General features: G+C 72.9%; 13 protein-coding genes. 10 read left to right on the forward strand and 3 right to left on the reverse strand.

Annotation, left to right across the window (positions count from 1 at the left end; all coding sequences use genetic code 11):
- Window position 1: 1 nt before the first annotated feature.
- The gene (locus tag ACFWYM_RS07350) at window positions 2–226 is read left to right on the forward strand and encodes a ferredoxin (protein WP_384831330.1); all 225 of its coding nucleotides are present in this window, start codon (window positions 2–4) and stop codon (window positions 224–226) included.
- Between the two features lie 19 nt (window positions 227–245).
- Here the strand turns inward: ACFWYM_RS07350 and ACFWYM_RS07355 are convergent, their stop codons facing one another.
- Window positions 246–1,049, reverse strand: coding sequence for a dienelactone hydrolase family protein (locus tag ACFWYM_RS07355; RefSeq protein WP_384831333.1), 804 nt, complete (start codon window positions 1,047–1,049; stop codon window positions 246–248).
- A gap of 48 nt (window positions 1,050–1,097) precedes the next feature.
- Window positions 1,098–2,423, reverse strand: a complete 1,326-nt coding sequence (locus ACFWYM_RS07360) for an MFS transporter (RefSeq protein ID WP_384831336.1) — start codon at window positions 2,421–2,423, stop codon at window positions 1,098–1,100.
- 101 nt (window positions 2,424–2,524) lie between these two features.
- Between ACFWYM_RS07360 and ACFWYM_RS07365 the strand changes: the two genes are divergently transcribed.
- Window positions 2,525–3,478, forward strand: a complete 954-nt coding sequence (locus ACFWYM_RS07365) for a LysR family transcriptional regulator (protein ID WP_384831339.1) — start codon at window positions 2,525–2,527, stop codon at window positions 3,476–3,478.
- Here the strand turns inward: ACFWYM_RS07365 and ACFWYM_RS07370 are convergent.
- Window positions 3,456–5,381, reverse strand: a complete 1,926-nt coding sequence (locus ACFWYM_RS07370) for a beta-galactosidase (protein WP_384831342.1) — start codon at window positions 5,379–5,381, stop codon at window positions 3,456–3,458. The genes ACFWYM_RS07365 and ACFWYM_RS07370 overlap by 23 nt on opposite strands.
- A gap of 285 nt (window positions 5,382–5,666) precedes the next feature.
- On the opposite strand from ACFWYM_RS07370, the gene ACFWYM_RS07375 reads away from it, so the two are divergent.
- The 8 genes from ACFWYM_RS07375 (at window position 5,667) to ACFWYM_RS07410 (ending at window position 18,238) form a co-directional block, all read left to right on the forward strand.
- Window positions 5,667–5,912 (forward strand): mersacidin/lichenicidin family type 2 lantibiotic, encoded by a 246-nt coding sequence (locus ACFWYM_RS07375; RefSeq protein ID WP_384831344.1) that lies wholly within the window; start codon window positions 5,667–5,669, stop codon window positions 5,910–5,912.
- Window positions 5,913–5,952: 40 nt separating this feature from the next.
- Entirely contained in the window at window positions 5,953–6,210 is a 258-nt protein-coding gene (locus tag ACFWYM_RS07380) for a mersacidin/lichenicidin family type 2 lantibiotic (protein ID WP_384831347.1), read from the forward strand.
- A 113-nt stretch (window positions 6,211–6,323) separates the two neighbouring features.
- On the forward strand, window positions 6,324–9,716 hold the full coding sequence (locus ACFWYM_RS07385) for a type 2 lanthipeptide synthetase LanM family protein (protein ID WP_384831350.1): 3,393 nt from the start codon (window positions 6,324–6,326) through the stop codon (window positions 9,714–9,716).
- A gap of 563 nt (window positions 9,717–10,279) precedes the next feature.
- Window positions 10,280–10,684 (forward strand): hypothetical protein, encoded by a 405-nt coding sequence (locus ACFWYM_RS07390; RefSeq protein WP_384831353.1) that lies wholly within the window; start codon window positions 10,280–10,282, stop codon window positions 10,682–10,684.
- Window positions 10,685–10,773: 89 nt separating this feature from the next.
- The gene (locus ACFWYM_RS07395; protein WP_384831356.1) at window positions 10,774–13,518 is read left to right on the forward strand and encodes a peptidase domain-containing ABC transporter; all 2,745 of its coding nucleotides are present in this window, start codon (window positions 10,774–10,776) and stop codon (window positions 13,516–13,518) included.
- Between the two features lie 113 nt (window positions 13,519–13,631).
- Window positions 13,632–15,236 (forward strand): ABC transporter substrate-binding protein, encoded by a 1,605-nt coding sequence (locus ACFWYM_RS07400; RefSeq protein ID WP_384831359.1) that lies wholly within the window; start codon window positions 13,632–13,634, stop codon window positions 15,234–15,236.
- 18 nt (window positions 15,237–15,254) lie between these two features.
- Window positions 15,255–16,214 carry an ABC transporter permease gene (locus ACFWYM_RS07405; protein ID WP_384831361.1) on the forward strand — a complete coding sequence of 320 codons (960 nt, stop codon included), beginning with the start codon at window positions 15,255–15,257 and terminating at the stop codon, window positions 16,212–16,214.
- A complete protein-coding gene (locus tag ACFWYM_RS07410; RefSeq protein ID WP_384831363.1) occupies window positions 16,214–18,238 on the forward strand; it encodes a dipeptide/oligopeptide/nickel ABC transporter permease/ATP-binding protein in 2,025 nt (674 codons plus the stop codon). Before ACFWYM_RS07405 ends, ACFWYM_RS07410 begins: the two co-directional genes overlap by 1 nt.
- Window positions 18,239–18,252 lie beyond the last annotated feature (14 nt).

The following is an 18,252-nucleotide window of genomic DNA, read 5'->3' on the forward strand; positions in this document are numbered from 1 at the left end:
CGTGAGCAGTGACAGCAGTCGTAGCAGTCGCCGTATCGACATCGACAAGGACAAGTGCATCGGCGCCGGGCAGTGCGTGCTGACCTCGCCGGAGGTCTTCACACAGGACGACGACGGGTTCAGCGAGCTGCTGCCCGGCTACGAGGAGAAGCTGTCGGGAGCCCTGGTGCGGGAGGCGGTGCGGGTCTGCCCCGTGCAGGCCATCTCGCTCGACGAGGGTCCGTAACCCCTGAAGGGCCTCGGTGTCAGCCCAGTTCCTCCGCGAACAGGGCTGCCACCCGGCCCCAGGAGTCCTCGGCCGCCGCCTTCGCGTACGCCGGGCGGCCGGGGACGAAGAACGCGTGCTGCGCCCCCGGGTAGACGGTGATGTCGTGCCGGACCCCGGACGCGGTGAGCGCGGCGGCGGTCTCCTCCCGCTGTCCGGCGTCGATGACGTGGTCGAGCTCCGCGAAGAACAGCCGTACACGGGTGTCGTGCCCCGCGATCGCGTACGTGGCGGAGAGCAGCGCGTCGGGACGGCTGAGCGCCGTGCCGGGCTCGGTGAGCCAGCCCGGGTAGTAGATCGCGGCGGCCGCGAGCGGGAGGCGGCTGGCCGCGAAGTACGTGACGTGCCCGCCGAGGCTGAAGCCGAGCATGCCCGCCTTGTCGGCGTGCGCGCCCGCGTGCGTGGCCGCGTGGGCGAGGGCGGCGCGCAGGTCCGACTCGACGCCGTCGCGGGTGAGTTGGGACACCAGCTCGAAGGCGCGGGTGCGGTTCTCGTCGCTCTCCGCGAAGCCGTTGCCGGTGTCCTGGCCCGCGCGGTGGTAGAGGTCCGGCGCGACCGCGACGTAGCCGAGTGCGGCGACGTCGCGGGTGAGGGCGCGGACCTGGTCGGTCAGGCCCCAGAGTTCGGCGCCGATGAGGATGGCGGGGCGGGGGGTGGTGCCGGGGTGGTCGATGGGGCGGGCGACATAGGCGGCCATGGGGGCCGAGGAGTCCGACCTCGGTATGTGGACCTGATCGGCCGTCACTTCATATGTCTCGTACGTCTCGCCCGTCTCGTACGTCACGCTGTGTTCCCCCCGGACTCACACTTCGCTGGTTCCGGCTCGACTCTGTCACGAACTCCTGTTCAGTGTCAGGAGAATCCCGCAGGTCACGGCGGCCAGTGCGGAGAGCAGGGCGAGCAGGGCGGGTGGGGTGAGGGGGCCGCCGGAGTGGGTGAGGAGGGTGAAGGCGTACGGGGTGAGCATGCCGGTGTAGGCGGCGGTCCAGAAGTGGGCGGTGCGGCGGGCGAGTTGGCGGGGCGGGGCGAGGGCGGTCGTCTCGGTGAGGCCGTAGGTGAGGGCGAATCCGTAGCCGGCGCCGAGTGCGGCTGCGGACGCGAGCGTTGCTCCCTTCTGCTCCGCGGCAACCGAGAGCGCGGCCGCGGCCAGGGCCACCGTCATGGTGAGGAGGGCGGCCACCGCGGTGGCCAGGCGGTGGGTTTTCGCCAGGCGGCGGGCCAGGGGCTGGACGAGGAGGCCCGTGCCGGGGACCACGGCCGAGGCCACTCCTGCGTAGATCACGTTGCCGTGGACCAGGGCGGGGAGGGTGACGAATCCCGTGGCGGGGGCGGCGAAGACCCAGGGGGCCAGCGGGATTACGGTGCGGCCGAACTTGTGGGTGACTTGATGTTTCTGGTTCGTCGCACCCGCCGTCGTGGGCTGTGCCCACCCGTTCCGCCGTGCGGAACGCCTGCCCACAGCGGTAGCGGCAGGCTCAGCCGTCGTGCGGCTGCCGGCCGCAGCAGGGGCGGCTGGGCCCATCGTTTCCGGGCAAGCCCACGCCGCCAGGCCCGCTGCCGCGGCCAGGAGTACGTGGGGCACGTACGCCGTCACCATCGGGTGCGGGGACCACTGGGCTATGAGGGCCGCCGCCAGGCCCCCCGTGGCGAAGCCCGCCGAGACGTAGAGGCCCGAGCGGCGGGAGGCCGTGGTGGTGGGAGTGGACGGGGACACGTACGGCGGGGAGGAGAGCTCCTTGATCCAGGCGCTGCCCGCCGCCAGGAGCGCGCCCGCGCTGACCCCCGTCAGGAAGCGGCCCGGCCAGAGCAGGAGCGTCGAGGCCGCGCCGCACATGAGGATGAGCGTCGACGCCAGGTTCAGGGCGAGGGCCGTGAGGGCCACGGGGCGGCGGCCGACGCGGTCGGCCAGCGGGCCGCCGACCAGGAGGCCCGGGATGAGGCCGACGACGTACAGGGCGAAGAGACCCGTCACCGCGGACTCGGAGAGGCCGAGCTCGGAGCGGTAGGCGCCCAGGAGCGCGGAGAACTGGTTGGCGCTCCAGCCCGAGGCCATCATGATCCATCCGGCGCGGATCCCGTGCCGGACGGGGACGGGAGGGGAGGGCGGGCCCTGTGCCGGGGCGGTGGCGGGCGTTCTCGTCGGGGTGGTGCTGGTCATGTGGGTAGTTGTACGGAGGCCGGCGTGCCCCGCGCCGCTCGCGTTCACGAATCGTGAAGGGCGTGCGGGTGGGGTGAGGCCGGCGCCGTACGCTGGAAGACATGGCGCTTGACCTGCGACTTCTGTCCTCCTTTCTGGCCGTCGTGGAGGAAGGACACTTCGGGCGGGCCGCGGCGCGGCTCTTCCTGTCGCCGCCCGCCGTCACCCAGCACGTGCGCCGTCTGGAGACCGACCTCGGTGCCGTGCTGCTCGACCGGAGCGCGAGCCCCGTCGTGCCGACCCCGGCGGGCGTGCGGCTGGCGGGGCACGCGCGCGTGCTGCTCGCCGCGTCGAACGCCGCCGTGGCGGACCTGGCCGACATGGCCGAGGGGGCATCGCACCGTCACGGCGGCCGGGGGCCGTCGCCGGAGCGGCCGCTGCGGGTGGGGATCATGGGGCACGGGTCGGCCGAGCTGACCCCGGCCGCGATCAACGCCTATCGGCGGGCGCGGCCCGACGTGCCGGTCGTCACCCGGCAGTTGGACTTCACCGAGCATGTCTCCGCGCTCGTCGAGGACCGTGTCGACGTCGCCTTCGTACGGCCCGACCCCGATGACGAGCGGATCGCCGTCGACGTCATGACGACGGAGCAGCGCATCGTGGCCGTGCCCGCCCGGTCCCCGCTCGCCGATGCCCGCAAGGGAGGGGCGACCGTCGCCGACATCGCCGAGCTGCCCTTCGTGCGGCTGCCCCGGCACACCCCGCGCACCTTCACCGACTACCTGTACTTCGACCAGGAGGCCCAGCGCCGCAGCACCGAGTACGCCGTCACGCCGCAGGAGGTCCTCACCGGCGTCGTGACGGGGCGGGCCGCGGGCTCGGGGCTGTGGTCCTTCGCCCGCTACTACGCATGGCCCGGCGCGACGTTCGTGCCCATCGTGGACGCCCCGTGGGAGAGCAGCTATCTCGCGGTGCGCGCGGGCGACGACAGCTCGGAAGTGCGGATCTTCCGGGCTCTCGCGGTGGCCCTGGCACGGGAGTTGGGGCCGCGCATCAACGACGGTCACCTTCTCTGACGTCCACCGTCAGGGCGCGCTCGTCGAGGACGATGTGCAGGCTGCGGCCGTCCGCCGTGATCCGGGTGCGGGCCTGGACGCCGTCCGGGAGGTCCGGGAGGACGGGGTGGACCCTGGCCTCCGCCCGGATCCGGTCGAGGAGTGTGCGGAGCGCGGGCGGGCCGGGGAGCATGCCCAGGTACCAGGCGGTGCCCGCCCCGTATGCGTGCCGGGTCACGGCGGGAAGACCGTCCAGCTCGCCCTCGAAGGCCATGACCGCCTCCGCTCCCTCCAGCCGGATCACCTCCGCCCAGCTCCCGTCGGGGCGCGGCGCGAACTCCTCCACGCACAGCCCGAGCACCTCCCGGAAGGGCGCCGGGTAGCCGCCGAGGTGGACGCGGTCGTGCTCGTCGACGATGCCGGAGAAGTACGACAGGACGAGGGTGCCGCCGTCGTGGACGTACCGGGTGAGGCGGGCGGCCGTCTCCTCGCTCACCGCGTAGAGGTGCGGGACGAGGAGGAGGCGGTAGCGGGTCAGGTCCGCGTCGGTGGGGACGATGTCGCAGGCCACCGACGCGTCGTACAGGGGCTTGTGGTGGGCGAGGGCCGCGTCCAGGTAGGAGAGGCGGGTGCTGGGGTGGGCGTCGAGTTCGAGGGCCCACCAGTTGGGCCAGTCGAGGAGGAGGGCGGCGTCGGCGGGGGCGGGGCGCGCGCCGAGGAGCTCCGGATACTTCCTCAACTCGCGCCCCAGTTCCGTGACTTCGCGGAAGGTGCGGGTGCCGGGGCCGCCGTGCGGGACCATCGCCGAGTGGAACTTCTCCGCTCCCCCGCGTGACTGGCGCCACTGGAAGAAGAGCGCCGCGTCCGCGCCGTGCGCGATGGCCTGCCAGGTGTCGTGGCGCATGCGCCCGGGTGGCTTGCGGCCGTTGTGGGGACGCCAGTTGACGGCGCCCGGGGCCTGCTCCAGGAGCAGCCAGGGCTGTCCGTCGCGCAGGCCGCGCATCACGTCGTACGAGAAGGCGGCGCGGTGCGCGGCGTCGGGGTCGTGCGGGTCGGGATACGAGTCGTAGGAGACGACGTCGAGTTCGCGGGCCCAGGTGAACAGGTCGAGGGTCTTGGCGACGGGCACGAAGTTGGTGGTGACGGGGGTGTCGGGGGTGAGGCGGGCGAGGACGGCGCGTTCGGCGCGGTAGCAGGCGAGGAGTTCGTCGGAGGAGAAGCGCTGGTAGTCGAGCTGCTGGGCGGGGTTGCGGAAGGAGGGGGCGGCGCGCGGAGTGTGGATCTCGTCCCAGGCCGCGTACCGCTGCGACCAGAAGTCCGTGGACCAGGCCGAGTTGAGGGCGTCGAGGGTGCCGTAGCGCTCGCGCAGCCAGGCGCGGAACGCCGCCGTGGAGACCTCGCAGTGGCAGTGGCGCGAGATGTGGCAGCCGTACTCGTTGTTGATGTGCCACAGGGCGAGGGCCGGATGGCCGGCGTAGTGGGTGGCGAGGCGTTCGACGAGGCGGACGGCGTGGGTGCGGTAGACCGGGCTGGAGGGGCACCAGTGCTGGCGGGAGCCGGGGTGCAGACGGGTGCCGTCGTCGAGGACGGGGAGCGTCTCGGGATGGCGGCGGGCCAGCCAGGGCGGCGGCGACGCGGTCATGGTGGCGAGGCACACCGCGATGCCCGCGTCCGCGAGGCTGTCCATGTGGGGGTCGAGCCAGCCGAAGTCATGGGCGCCGGGGGTGGGTTCGGAGGTGGCCCAGCCGAAGATGCCGAGCGTGACCAGGCTGACGCCCGCCGCCTTCATCAACTCGGCGTCCTCGGCGTGGACTTCGGGGGGCCACTGCTCGGGGTTGTAGTCGCCGCCGAAGCCGGGGGCGGGGAGACGGGTGTGGAGGAGGCGGAGCCGGGCAGGGGGAACAGAGGGCTGGGAGGGGCGCATACCGCACTCCCCTTCCCCCGCTCCCCGCGCCCCACGCGCCTCACCGCGTCCCACGACGTCCCCCGCGCATCCCGGCGTCTCCGGACGTCTCATCCCACGGCGCGTCCCAGCAGGTCACAGCGCCGGGAATCCCATGAGGTCCCTGGGACGGGCGCCGTTCAACCGCGGTCGGCGCCCTTCCGTGAATCTGTGTGAGCACCGCAGCCCGGCCGGTGGCAGCCGCCGCTCGGCCGGGGCGGGAAGAGCGGGAAGACCCGCGTCTCACCACACCCAAAGGGGGATCCCATGGACCAGGTCCGTGCCTGGAAGGACCCGTACTACCGGCGGCAGCTGGACGCAGCGGCGCAGCCGGCGCCGGAGAGCCCGGCCGGCGTCGTGTCGCTGAGCGACGACGAGCTCGGGGAGGTCGGAGGCGGCACCACCTGGGGCGCCGTCGTCACGGGCGGCGTCATCGCCGCCTCGCTGGCCCGGTGCTCGCCCGACGGAACCATGTGCGGCAGCTGCAAGTGGGGCTCCGCCGGCTGCTGCTGAGCACTCCGCCACCCATCACCTACCCACGGGAGAGACCGACATGGACGAGATCAGGGCCCTCAAGGACCCGTACTACCGCCGGGCCCAGGGCGAGACGGCCCCGGCGCACCCCTCCGGGGAGGTGGGGCTCACGCCCCTCTCCGAGGACGAGCTGGCCGCGGCCGCCGGGGCGGGCTCGCACGGCCTGGCCACCTTCGGCTGCTGCCACCAGCCGGGCACCGGCTGGACGTGGACCACGCCGTCCGTCAGCCCGACGGTCTCGGCGGGCTGCGTCATGACCGTCACCGTGTGCCACTAGGGCCTGTCCGGCGGATCAAGCCCTGACCGCACCGCACGAACACCGAACGAAGACGGGGGGCCGTCCGGCAGGGCCGGGCGGCCCCCATCGGATCAGACCCAGGGGGAGACACGATGAGCGAGCAGACGACGACGGCGGGCGACGTGGCCGTGGTCCCGTGGTGGCGGGCCGCGCCCCTCACCGAGCGGGCGTCCTGGACGCGCGCCGGAGACGACGACACCGGGTGGGGGCAGCGGGTCGCCGGAGGCGGGGACGCGGCCGAACGGCACGCCTTCTGGCGGGAGTTGTGGTGGGTGGACCAGCAGCCGGAGACCGTCGCCACGCGCGTGGCGGCCCTGGGCGTGGGCGAGGAGGAGTTCCGGGCGCTGCTCGACGAGCCGTCGGGCGCCCCCGTCGCGCCGGACGCCGACCGGCCCGCGTGGCTGCGCCGCATCGAGGCGGCCGCCCGCGACGACGCCGGGCGGGCGCACCCCGAGGCCGACCTGGGGCTGCTCGAACCCTTCCGGGCGGTGCTCGTCGACGCCCGGCACCGCTTGCGCCGGGACCTTGCCGCGCTGCCCGTACCCCCTCAACTGCGCGCGCTGGACGAGGTGTTGCTCGACACCATGCCGCTGCCGAGGCTGTGGGAGGCCGTGAGCCGGACCCTGGTGCTCGAACTGAACGTGGCCCGCCTCGAGGGGCGGCTCACCGGCGACACCCCCGAGGAGCGGTTCGCCGCCTTCGTGGAGCTGCTGCGCACCGACGAAGTACGGCAGGCGCTGTGGACGGAGTACCCGGTGCTGCTGCGGTACGTGACCGAGCTGTGCGAGCAATGGGTGGCGCGGGCCGGGGAGTTCGGGCGGCGGCTCGCGGGCGACTGGGGGCGGCTGCGGGACGCGGGGCTGCTGCCCGCGGAGCCGGGCGCGCTGACGGAGGTGTCCTTCGGGGCGGGGGACGTGCACCGGGACGGGCAGAGCGTGGCCCTGCTGCGCTTCGAGGACGCCCGGCTCGTGTACAAGCCGCGCTCGCTCCGCGCCGACCTCGCGTACAACGGCCTGCTCGACTGGTTCAACGCGCACGGGCCGCGGCACGCCCTGCGCACCGTGCGCGTCCTCGACCGGGGCGAGGGTGCCGACGGCTACGGCTGGGCCGAGTTCGTGGCGTCGGCCCCCTGCGCCGACCGGGGTGAGGTGCGGGCCTTCTACTGGCGGATGGGTGCCCAACTCGCCCTGCTGTACGCCCTGCACGCCACCGACATGCACTTCGAGAACGTCATCGCGTCCGGGCCGCACCCGGTCGTGGTGGACCTGGAGGCGCTCTTCCACACGGTCGTCTCGGAGGCCGTGCGCACCCAGCGGGAGCAGGACTGGCGGGACCCCGCGCAGTCCTTCCTGGAGACCTCCGTGGCGCTGACCGGGCTGCTGCCCGGCCACATGCTGTACCGCGACGAGGACGACCGGGTGCAGCGCACCGACATGAGCGGCATCGGCGGCGAGGCGGGCCAGCTGACCCCCGCCGAGGTGCCGGGCTGGGTGGGCATCGGCACCGACGAGATGCGCCTGGTCAAGCAGCGGCAGCCGATGGAGGGCTTCGGCAACGCGCCCCGGCTCGGCGACGCGCCCGTCGACGCCCGCGACCACCGGGCCGACGTGGTCGCGGGCTTCCGCGACGCCTACCGGATCCTCCTTGCGGGACGCAGCGAACTCCTCGCCCCCGAGGGGGTGTTGGCGGGCTTCGCGGACGCCCCGTTCCGGGTCATCTTCCGGGCCACCCGGCTCTACGGGCAGCTGCTCACCGAGAGCCTGCACCCGGACTTCCTGCGGGACGCGCGGGACCGGGACGTCTGCCTGGACCGGCTGTGGGGCGGGCTCGCCGAGCAGCCGGGGCGGGGCCGGATCATCCAGTCCGAGATCGCCCAGCTGCTGCGGGGCAACGTGCCGCTCTTCGACTTCGTGGCCGCGGAGCGCGCGGTGCGGCTCGGCGACGGCTCGCGGGTCGAGGACTTCTTCGACGAGGCGCCGTACGACCGGGTGGCCCGGCGCATCGCGGGGCTCGGCGAACGCGACCTGGAACAGCAGGTCCGCGTCATCGAAAGCTCCTATCTGTCGCAGGAGATGGCGCTCACCGAGGCGCGCTGGCCGGGCTGGTCGCGGCGGGCCGCGCGGGACGAGGTGCGCCCCGGGCAGCTGGTCGCCGCGGCCGCGGAGATCGGCGACCGGCTCCTCGCCGACGCGATCGGCGACGGCACCCGGGACGGCTGGCTCAGCCTCAACCTCCTGGACGAGCGGATCTGGACCCTGGGCACGACCGGCATGGACCTGTACGGGGGGCTGCCGGGCATCGGGCTCTTCCTGGGCCAGCTGGGGAAGGCGGCGGGCCATGCGGGGGCGGCGCGGGCGGCGGAGCGGGCCGCCGACGAGCTGACGCGCCGCCTCACCTCGCTCCTCGACGACGCGGCTGCTCCGATGGGCTCCACGGGTTCCACGGGCTTGACCGGCCCCACCGGCCCCACCGGCCCCGACGATCTCGAACGGAACGACCCCGACCACGAGTTGACCAACATCGGGGCGGGCGGACCGCTGGCGGGCCCGCTCTACTTCCTGTCCGCGCTCACCGCGCTGACCGGCGAGGACCGGTGGCTCCCCGCGATCGACCGGATCATCGCGCTGCTCCCCCGCCGCAGCGCCACGGACCCCCACCTCGACGTGGTGAACGGCTCGGCGGGCGCGGTCCTCACCCTCCTCGCCGCGCACGAGTCGCTCGGCGACCCGGCGGCGCTCACGGCCGCCACGCAGGTCGCGGAGCGGCTCCTGACCACACAAGTCCCGGCGGAGGACGGCCACTTGGCGTGGCCGTCCAAGCTCGGCGCGAGCGGCCGCCCGCTGGCCGGCTTCTCGCACGGCGCCGCGGGCGGCGCCCTCGCCCTCATGGCCCTGAACTCGGCTGCCCCGGACGCCCGTTACGGACAGGCGGCGGCGCGGACCCTCCGCTTCGAGCAGACCCTGTTCGACCCGGTCGCCGGGAACTGGCGCGACGTCCGCGACGTCGCGGTCGGCGGCCGCGGCGAGGGCACCTTCATGAACGCCTGGTGCCACGGCGCCCCCGGCATCGGCCTCGCCCGCCTCGCCCTGCTCCGCCACGGCGGCGTCCCCGGCATCCCGGACGCGGACCTGCGCGCCCAGCTGAACCGGGCGGTCTCGACGACGCTGGCCGCGGGCCTGGAGGGCGACACCCTGACGGGCGTGGGCAACCACAGCCTGTGCCACGGCGACCTGGGCAACCTCGAACTGGTCCGCGCGTACGCGGAGTTCACGTCCGACGCGGACCTGGCGGCGCAGGTCCGCCGCACCCTCCGCACCCTCCTCGACGCCGCCGGGACGGGGGGCGGCTGGCTGTGCGGGGTCCCCCTGGGCGCCCCGACCCCGGGCCTCATGACCGGCCTGGCCGGGATCGGCCACGCGCTCCTCAGGGCGGCGGCCCCTGAGCGGACCGGCTCGGTGCTGCTGTTCGAGGCGGCACGACCGTGAAGCGGGCCGGGGACGAGGCGCCGTGGGGCCCCGGCTCGGACCCCGCGAACGCGGCGGCCGACGTGTACGGGGCCGCCGACGTGTACGGGGCGGGCCCGGGCAAGGGGGGCGTCTTCCGCCCGGAGAGCGTCGCGGCGTACCGGGCGCGGCCGCGCAGGGGGCCGGAGGGGAGCGGGCTCCAGGGCGGAAGCACGTACGCGACCGGAGGTGAAGTGCCGCACGGGGGCGGCGACTTGGGCGAGTCCCCGGAGCCCGGCGAAAGCTGGGAGTCCAGCGAGAACTGGGACCCCAGCGGAAGCTCGGGCACGAGCGAACACACGTATGCGCTCCGACGCCAGCGGAGCCGCGAGAGCGGAGGACCGCGCGGGGGCGGGGAGCCACACGGGGGCAGCGAACCTCGCCGGAGCCAGGAGCCCCGCCGCAGCGGGGAGCCTCGCGGGAGGTTCGGTCGGCTTCGTGGGGTGGGTTCTCGCGCGGGCGCGGGCCCTCACGAGAGCCCGGTCCCCCGCGCACGCGTGAGCCCCCGCTCGCAGGCCCGCCCGACGAGTGGCGCCGCCATCCCCGTGCCCCTCCAACGCCTCCCCCTCCTCATCGCCCTCCTCGTGACCCTCGCCTCCGCCGTCGCCCTCACCTGCATCCGCGTGGACACCACCACCCAGGCCAGCGTCGTCCCCGGCTCGGCCCTCGGTGACGGTCAGGCGCGGCACCTCCGGCTCCTCGTCCCCACCGGGCTGCACCCGGCCACCGGTCAGCACGTCGACGTCGGGAAGCCGGGGCACTGGCGGGCCGCCGTGCTGCGCGTCGAGGAGGAGGCGAAGGTGCCCGAGGGGTTCCGGCTCGTGGAGGCCGTCGGGGTCCGGCCGCGGGACCGCGTGGGCGAGGTGCGCGGGAGCGAGCCCGGCACCGTCTCCGTCCGCACCGGCAGCCGCCCCGTCGCCGCCGCCCTGGCCGACCGCATCCTGCCGTAGCCGCACCTGCGCAAACCCGTCCACGGGGCCCCACCCACGCAAGCCCGACGCAGAGACCTGACCCACGTACCGCCAAGGGGGAGAACGACGTGCCGCTGCGCACCAAGCGCGTCCGCTACCAGCCGCAGACGTCGGCGACGGAGTGCGGCGCCGCCTGTCTGGCCATGATCCTCAGCTACTTCGGCTGCCGCACCGCCGTCCGGGACCTCCGCGACCGGCTCGGCATCGGCCGCGACGGCGCCACCGCGCTCGCCCTCGCGCGGGCCGCGCGCGAGTACGGGCTCGCCGTGTCCGCCGTGCGCTGCGAGCCCTGGCAGCTGCCCCGGCTCGCGCTGCCCGCGATCGTGCACTGGGGGTTCCAGCACTTCGTGATCCTCGAAGAGATCTCGCGGGCCTCCGCCACGATCATGGATCCGGCGGGCGGCCGCAGGACCGTCGGCATGGATGAGTTCTCACGGGAGTTCACCGGCGTCGTGCTCACCTTCGAGCCGACCCCGACGCTGGCCAGGAGCGGGCGCGAGCAGCAGGGGATCGTGCGGTTCCTGGGGCGCTATCTGCCGCGCAGGCTGGGGATGTTCGGGGCCATCGCCGCCTTCTCGCTCCTGCTCACCCTCATCGGGCTGCTGCCCGCCGGGCTCACCGCGTACGTCGTCGACACCCTCATCCCCAGCGGGTCCGGCTCCGCGCTGCCCGTGGTGTCGCTGAGCGTGGGGCTGCTCGTGCTCAGCATGCTCGTCGTCACGTACGGGCGGTCCGTGATGCTGCTCTATCTGCAGACCGTCATCGACATCCGGCTCATGAGCAGCTTTCTGGGGCATCTGCTGCGGCTGCCCTTCAGTTATTTCCAACTGCGCACGAGCGGTGACCTGTTGTTGCGGCTCAGCAGCAACGCCATCATCCGCGACCTCGTCACCAGCCAGGCCATCGCGCTCCTCCTCGACCTGGCCAGCTCGGTCCTCTACCTGGGGCTGCTGTTCAGCATCGCCCCCGACTACGCCGGTGTGATCCTCGCCTTCGCCGTCGTGCAGCTCGGCACCGTCGTCGTCACCACCCGGCGCGCCGCCGACCTCAGCCAGCGCGAGCTCGGCGCCATGTCGGAGGCGCAGAGCTACATGGTCGAGTCGATCGTGGGGGTCGAATCGCTGAAGGCTTCCGGGGCCGAAGGGCATGTGTACGAGCGGTGGGAGCGGCTCTTCGGGAGTCAGGTGGACGCCGCCCGGCGCCGCAAGGCCCTCGACAACGTCGTGGACGCCGTCGTGCAGACGCTGCGCACCGCGATGACGCTCGGTCTGTCCCTGTACGGGGCGTGGTGCGTCCTGGACGGGCGGATGTCGCTCGGCACGATGCTCGCCCTGAACGCGATCGGCGGCAGCCTCATCGTGCCGATGAACAACCTCGCCAACACGGCCCGCCAGATGCAGACGGTCGGCGTGCACGTGGCCCGCCTGAAGGACGTCCTCGACGAGGAGCCCGAGCAGGACGACGCGACGCCGCGCAGACAGCTCACCCTGCGCGGCGCCGTCGAGCTCGACCAGGTCTCGTACGCGTACGGCAAGGGCGGGCCCCCGGCCGTGCGGGACGTCTCGGTCTCCTGCCCGCCCGGGTCCCTGATCGCGGTGGTCGGTGCGACCGGCTCGGGCAAGAGCACCCTGTCGCGGCTGCTGCTCGGCCTCTACCAGCCGTCGTCGGGGCGGGTGCTGTACGACGGCGTGGACCTGGCCGAGGCGGACGTGGCCGCGGTGCGGCGGCAGTGCGGGGTGGTCGTGCAGGACGTCGCCGTGTTCAGCGGGTCGATCCTCGACAACATCACGCTCGCCGCCCCGGACGCGCCGCTCGACGAGGTCGTCGCGGCGGCCCGGATCGCCTGTCTGCACGACGACATCATGCGGATGCCCATGAAGTACGAGACCTGTCTCGCCGAGGGCGGCATGGGGCTCTCCGGCGGGCAGAAGCAGCGGCTCGCCCTCGCCCGCGCCGTCGTGGCCCGGCCCGCGCTGCTCCTGCTCGACGAGGCGACCAGCCATCTGGACGCCCGCACCGAGGCCGAAGTGCACCTGAAGCTCAGCGAGTTGCGGTGCACGCGGGTCGTGATCGCGCACCGGCTCTCCACCGTGCGCTCCGCCGACCTCATCCTCGTCATGGACCAGGGGGAGGTCGTCGAGCGCGGCACGCACGAGGAGCTGCTGAGGCTGCGGGGCACGTATGCGAAGCTCGTCGCCGCGCAGACCGGGGGTGAACGGGGCGCCGCGCAGGGCGGGTTCGGGCCCGCGCCCGCCATGGACACCCTCCAGATCTCCGTGCCGAACCCGCAGTCCGTGATCCTCGCCGCGGCCCGCGCGGGCCACCACCTGGAGGCCGCCGCGCTGGCCGCCGCCCACCAGCAGGAGGCGTACCGGCACGCCGGGCCCGGCTCCCCCGAGGTCACCCACTGGGTGGAGGTGCGGGCCGACCTGGCGCGGCTCGCCGGGGACGCGGAGCGGGCCTGCCGGCTGTGGATGTCGGCCGCGGACGCCCGTCTGGAGCGGCTCGCCCACCCGGAGAAGCACCCGGAGAACCACCCGGAGAGCCATCTGGAGAACCGCCCGGAGGCACAACCGAAGACACACCCGGAAAGCTCCGATCAATCCGACGGAACCGAGAAGGTCGAGGAGGCCGTGGACCGCGCGCACCGCGAGTGGCGGCGGGTGACCGACCCGAAGGTGGCGCACGCCCTCGCCGCGGACCTGCTCGATCTGCGGGCCCGGGTGCCGGGCGGCCGACCCGCCGCGCCAGCGCGCCCACCGGTCGAGGCACGGGCCAACCCCCGTGCAGAAAGGCCGTGTTCGACACCTTGACCTGCACCTGCGGCCCTCCTATCGTCGCCACGCTCCCACGACGTAGGACGTGGGATCTCTGAGCGTCCCAGAGTCCCGGGGTTCCCCTCACCCCACTCCTTCATGGAGGCACCGTGAGCGACACCGACCGGCGTTCCTTCCTCAAACACACCGGCGCCCTCGGCGCCGCCGCCGCGATCACCTCGACCCTGTCCGCCTGCTCCTCCGGGCCGGAGTCCACCAGCGACACCGGGGGCGGCAAGGGCGGCGACAGCCTGACCGCCGTCATCGGCTATGGGAACGACGGGAGTTGGGACCCGACGATGACGGCGTCCGCCTTCGCGATGGCGGGCAACGAGCACATCTACGAGGGGCTGCTCGGCACGGACCCCATCAGCCGTGAGCCCTATCCCGCGCTCGCCACCGCGCTGCCCGCCGACCCGAAGGCCACCACCTGGAAGTTCCAGCTGCGCGCGGGCGCCAAGTGGCACGACGGCAAGCCGGTGACCGCCGACGACGTGGTGTTCGTCTTCGAGCGGATCCTCGACCCGAAGACGGCGACGCTCGCCAAGGGCTTCTTCGAGAGCTGGCTGAAGGGCGTCAAGAAGGTCGACGCGCAGAACGTGGAGCTGCAGCTCAAGTTCCCCTTCCCGGACGGCGTCGCGCGGCTCACCCTCGCCAAGATCATGCCGAAGCACGTCTTCTCCAAACCCGGCGCCTGGGACGAGGCGACGAAGGGCAAGGCGGTCGGCTCGGGCCCGTACCGGCAGACCGCGCACCACCCGAAGTCCAACACCACCTTCGAGGCGTTCACGGACTACAACGGCCCGCGCAGGGCCGCGTTCAAGAAGATGAACTGGCTGACGATCGTGGAGGCCGCGCCCCGCGTCGCCAAGATCTCCGGCGGCAGCGCCGAGGCGGAGATCTCCGACAACATCCCGTACGCCAACATCGAGCAGCTCAAGAAGGGCGGCCTCACCGTCGAGGGCGGAGCCGGGATGAACAACCTCTTCCTGCTCTTCCAGACGAAGCACAAGCCCTTCGACGACGTGCGGGTGCGCCAGGCACTGCACTACGCCATCGACACGGAGAAGATGATCGAGATCGCCCTGCGCGGCCACGGCAAGGCGTCCACGTCCTTCCTCAACGAGGGCAACCCCACGTACCGGCCGGCGAAGACGGTGTACGCGTACGACCCGGAGAAGGCGAAGAAGCTCCTGAAGGCCGCCGGGGTGAGCGGGCTGAAGATCAACCTCATGGCCGTGAACGTGAGTTGGATCTCGGACTGCCTGCCCACCATCAAGGAGGGCTGGGACAAGATCGGCGTGGAGACGACCCTGGACTCGCAGGAGACCACCGCCGTCTTCACCAAGCTCGATCAGAAGAAGGACTTCCAGGTCGTCGCGGCCGCCTCGAACCCGAACCAGTTCGGCATCGACGCCGACCTGATCATGCACTACAACTACGGGCCCGAGAACATCTGGATGGGCTACGCCCGCTGGGCCGAGACCGCCACCGCCAAGCACCTCTTCAAGCTGATGGACCAGGCCACCAAGGAGCCGGACGCCACGAAGAAGAAGCAGATGATCCAGGACTACATCGACATCGTCGCCGAGGAGGCGGTCCTCTACCCGGTCGTCCACAACGAACTCATGACGGCCTGGGACCCGAAGAAGATCACCGGCGTGCGGGCCCAGCCCTATCCCGGCATCAACCTCCTCCAGGCCAAGCGGGCCTAGGGCGGCAGGACTCCTCACGTGACCGCGATCGTCCGCATCCTCGCCCGGCGCGTCCTGCTCCTCATCCCGCTCCTGCTCGGCATCGTCCTGTTCGTCTTCCTCGTGATGCGGTTCTCGGACGTCGACCCGGCGTCCGCGTTCTTCCAGGGCGCCAACCCGACGCCCGCGCAACTGCACCAATTCCGCGAGGACAACGGCCTGCTGGACCCGCTGCCCGTGCGCTACGTCCACTTCCTGGGCGACCTGACCCACGGCGACATGGGCATCAGCGTCCTGACCCGCTCCCCCGTCGTCGACCAGATCACCACGGCCCTGCCGCTCACCATGCAGCTCACCTTCCTGGGGCTCGGCATCGCCGTGGTGCTCTCCCTGATCGGCGGCATCACGGCCGCCATCTACCGGGACCGGCTGCCCGACCAGCTGATCCGCGTGGTCTCCCTGACCGGGGTCGCGGCGCCCGGCTTCTGGCTGGCGCTGCTGATGATCCAGTACCTGGCCGTGGAGCTCGGCTGGTTCCCGACCGGCGGCTACATCAACCCCGGCGACTCCTTCACCGGCTGGCTCAAGTCCATGACCCTGCCCGCCTTCGCGCTGTCCCTGCCGGTGGCCGCGCAGCTCACCCGCATCATCCGCACCGCCGTCGTCGAGGAGCTCGACAAGGACTATGTGCGCACGGCGATCGGCAACGGCCTGCCGCCGGTCGTCGTGGTGGGCCGCAACGTGCTGCGCAACGCCCTCATCAACCCGCTCACCGTGCTCGGCCTGCGCGTGGGCTATCTGCTCGGCGGCGCCGTCGTCATCGAGACGATCTTCTCGCTGCCCGGCATGGGGAAGCTGATGATCGAGGCCGTCAAGAACGGCGACCCGGCCGTCGTGCAGGGCGTCGTCATCACCACGGCGGTCGGCTTCGTGGTCGTCAACCTCGTCATCGACATCCTGTATCTGCTGGTCAATCCGAGGCTCAGGGGGGCGAGTTGATGCCGGTCTCACGCTCGGCTCTCACCGAGAAGCTGGCCCGCCCCGGGGTGCGTCTGCGCTCCCTGCGGCGCCTGCCGGTCCTCTCCCGCATCGCCCTCGGCGTCATCACGACGGTCGTCCTGGTCGCCCTCTTCGCGCCCCTCATCGCCCCGCACGACCCGCTCGACCAGGCCCCCATGGTCGACGGCACCGGACACCCCTCGAGCGAGCACTGGATGGGCCAGGACAGCCTGGGCCGCGACATCCTCAGCCGCCTCATGTACGGGGCGCGCTGGTCGCTCGCGATCGGGATCGGCGCGACGCTGCTCGCGCTCGCGGCGGGCGCGCTCATCGGCGCGGTCGCGGCGACGTCCCGCAAGGCGGTCGACGAGACGCTGATGCGCTGCCTGGACGTCGTCATGGCGTTCCCCGGCATCGCGCTCGCCGCCGTCCTCGTGGCCGTGTTCGGCGGCGGCATCACGGTCCTCATCTGCGCCATCGCGTTCCTGTTCACGCCGCCGATCGCCCGCGTCGTGCGCGCCAACGTCCTGGACCAGTACGGCGAGGACTACGTGGTCGCGGAGCGCGTCATCGGCGCCCGCACCCCGCACGTCCTCATCCGGCACGTCGCCGTCAACTGCGCTGCACCCATCCTGGTGTTCTGCACGGTGCAGGTCGCCGAGGCCATCGTCTTCGAGGCGTCGCTGTCCTTCATCGGCGCGGGCGTGCGGCCTCCCGACCCGTCCTGGGGCAGCGTCATCGCCGACGGCAAGAACATGGTGCTGATCGGCGGCTGGTGGGCGACGGTCTTCCCCGGCCTCCTCATGCTGATCACGGTCCTGTCCCTGAACGTCCTCTCCGAGGGCGTCTCGGACGCCTGGGCCGCCCCCGCCGCCCGCGACATCACCGGCGCCCGCAGCGACGACCGCCTGGAGGCCCCCGAGCCCGGCTCGGGCAAGGTCCTCGAACTCCCGGGGCTCACCGAGGCCGGGGCGCGCCTCCGCTCCCGCGCCCGCCCCCTCCCCGAGGGCGAACCGGTTCTTTCCGTACGGGACTTGGCGATCGGCTTCGACGCCCGGCACGGCGGCGTGGACATCGTCGACGGCATCAGCTTCGACGTGCGCCCCGGCGAAGTCCTCGGCCTGGTGGGCGAGTCGGGCTGCGGCAAGTCCCTCACGGCGCTCACGGTCATGGGCCTGGAACCGAAGGGCGCCCGCATCCGGGGCCACGTCACCTTCGACGGCAGGGAGCTCATCGGCCTCCCCACGCGCACCCGCCGCAAGCTCCTGGGCCACGACATGGCGATGATCTACCAGGACGCCCTCTCCTCCCTGAACCCGGCGATGACGGTACGGGCGCAGCTCAAGCAGGTCGTACGAAGGGGCGGGAAGCGGACGGCGGTCGAGCTCCTCGAACTCGTCGGCCTGGACCCCGACCGCACCCTGCGCAGCTATCCGCACGAGCTCTCCGGCGGCCAGCGCCAGCGCGTCCTGATCGCCATGGCCCTGTCCCGCGACCCGAAGCTGATCGTCGCCGACGAGCCCACGACGGCCCTCGACGTCACGGTCCAGGCCCAGGTCATCCAGCTCCTGCTCCGCCTCCGCGAGGAGCTGGGCTTCGCACTGATCCTGGTCTCGCACGACCTGGCCCTGGTCGCGGACGTCACCGACCGGGTGGTGGTGATGTACGGCGGCCAGATCGTCGAGACGGGCGTGACGGCCGACCTGGTGGAGCGCCCCACCCACCACTACACGCGCGGACTGCTCGGCTCCGTGCTCTCCCTGGAGTCGGCGGCCAGTGGGGTATCCCCTGCTCGAGCGGGGTCGAGAGCTTGGGGAAGGCTTACGCAGATCAAGGGGGTCGTGCCGTCTCCGGCCGACTTCCCCCAGGGCTGCCGGTTCGCGGACCGCTGCCCGCTCGCGAGCGAGGTGTGCCGCACGACGGCGCCCGAACTCCTGGGCGGGGTCCGGCACGCGACGGCCTGCCACCATCCGGCACCGGTCGGCGAGGTGCCCGCGCCCCGGGGAAGCGAGGCCGTGACGTGACCTCCCACAACACT

The organism is Streptomyces sp. NPDC059009 (genome assembly GCF_042740175.1).
Classification (GTDB): domain Bacteria; phylum Actinomycetota; class Actinomycetes; order Streptomycetales; family Streptomycetaceae; genus Streptomyces.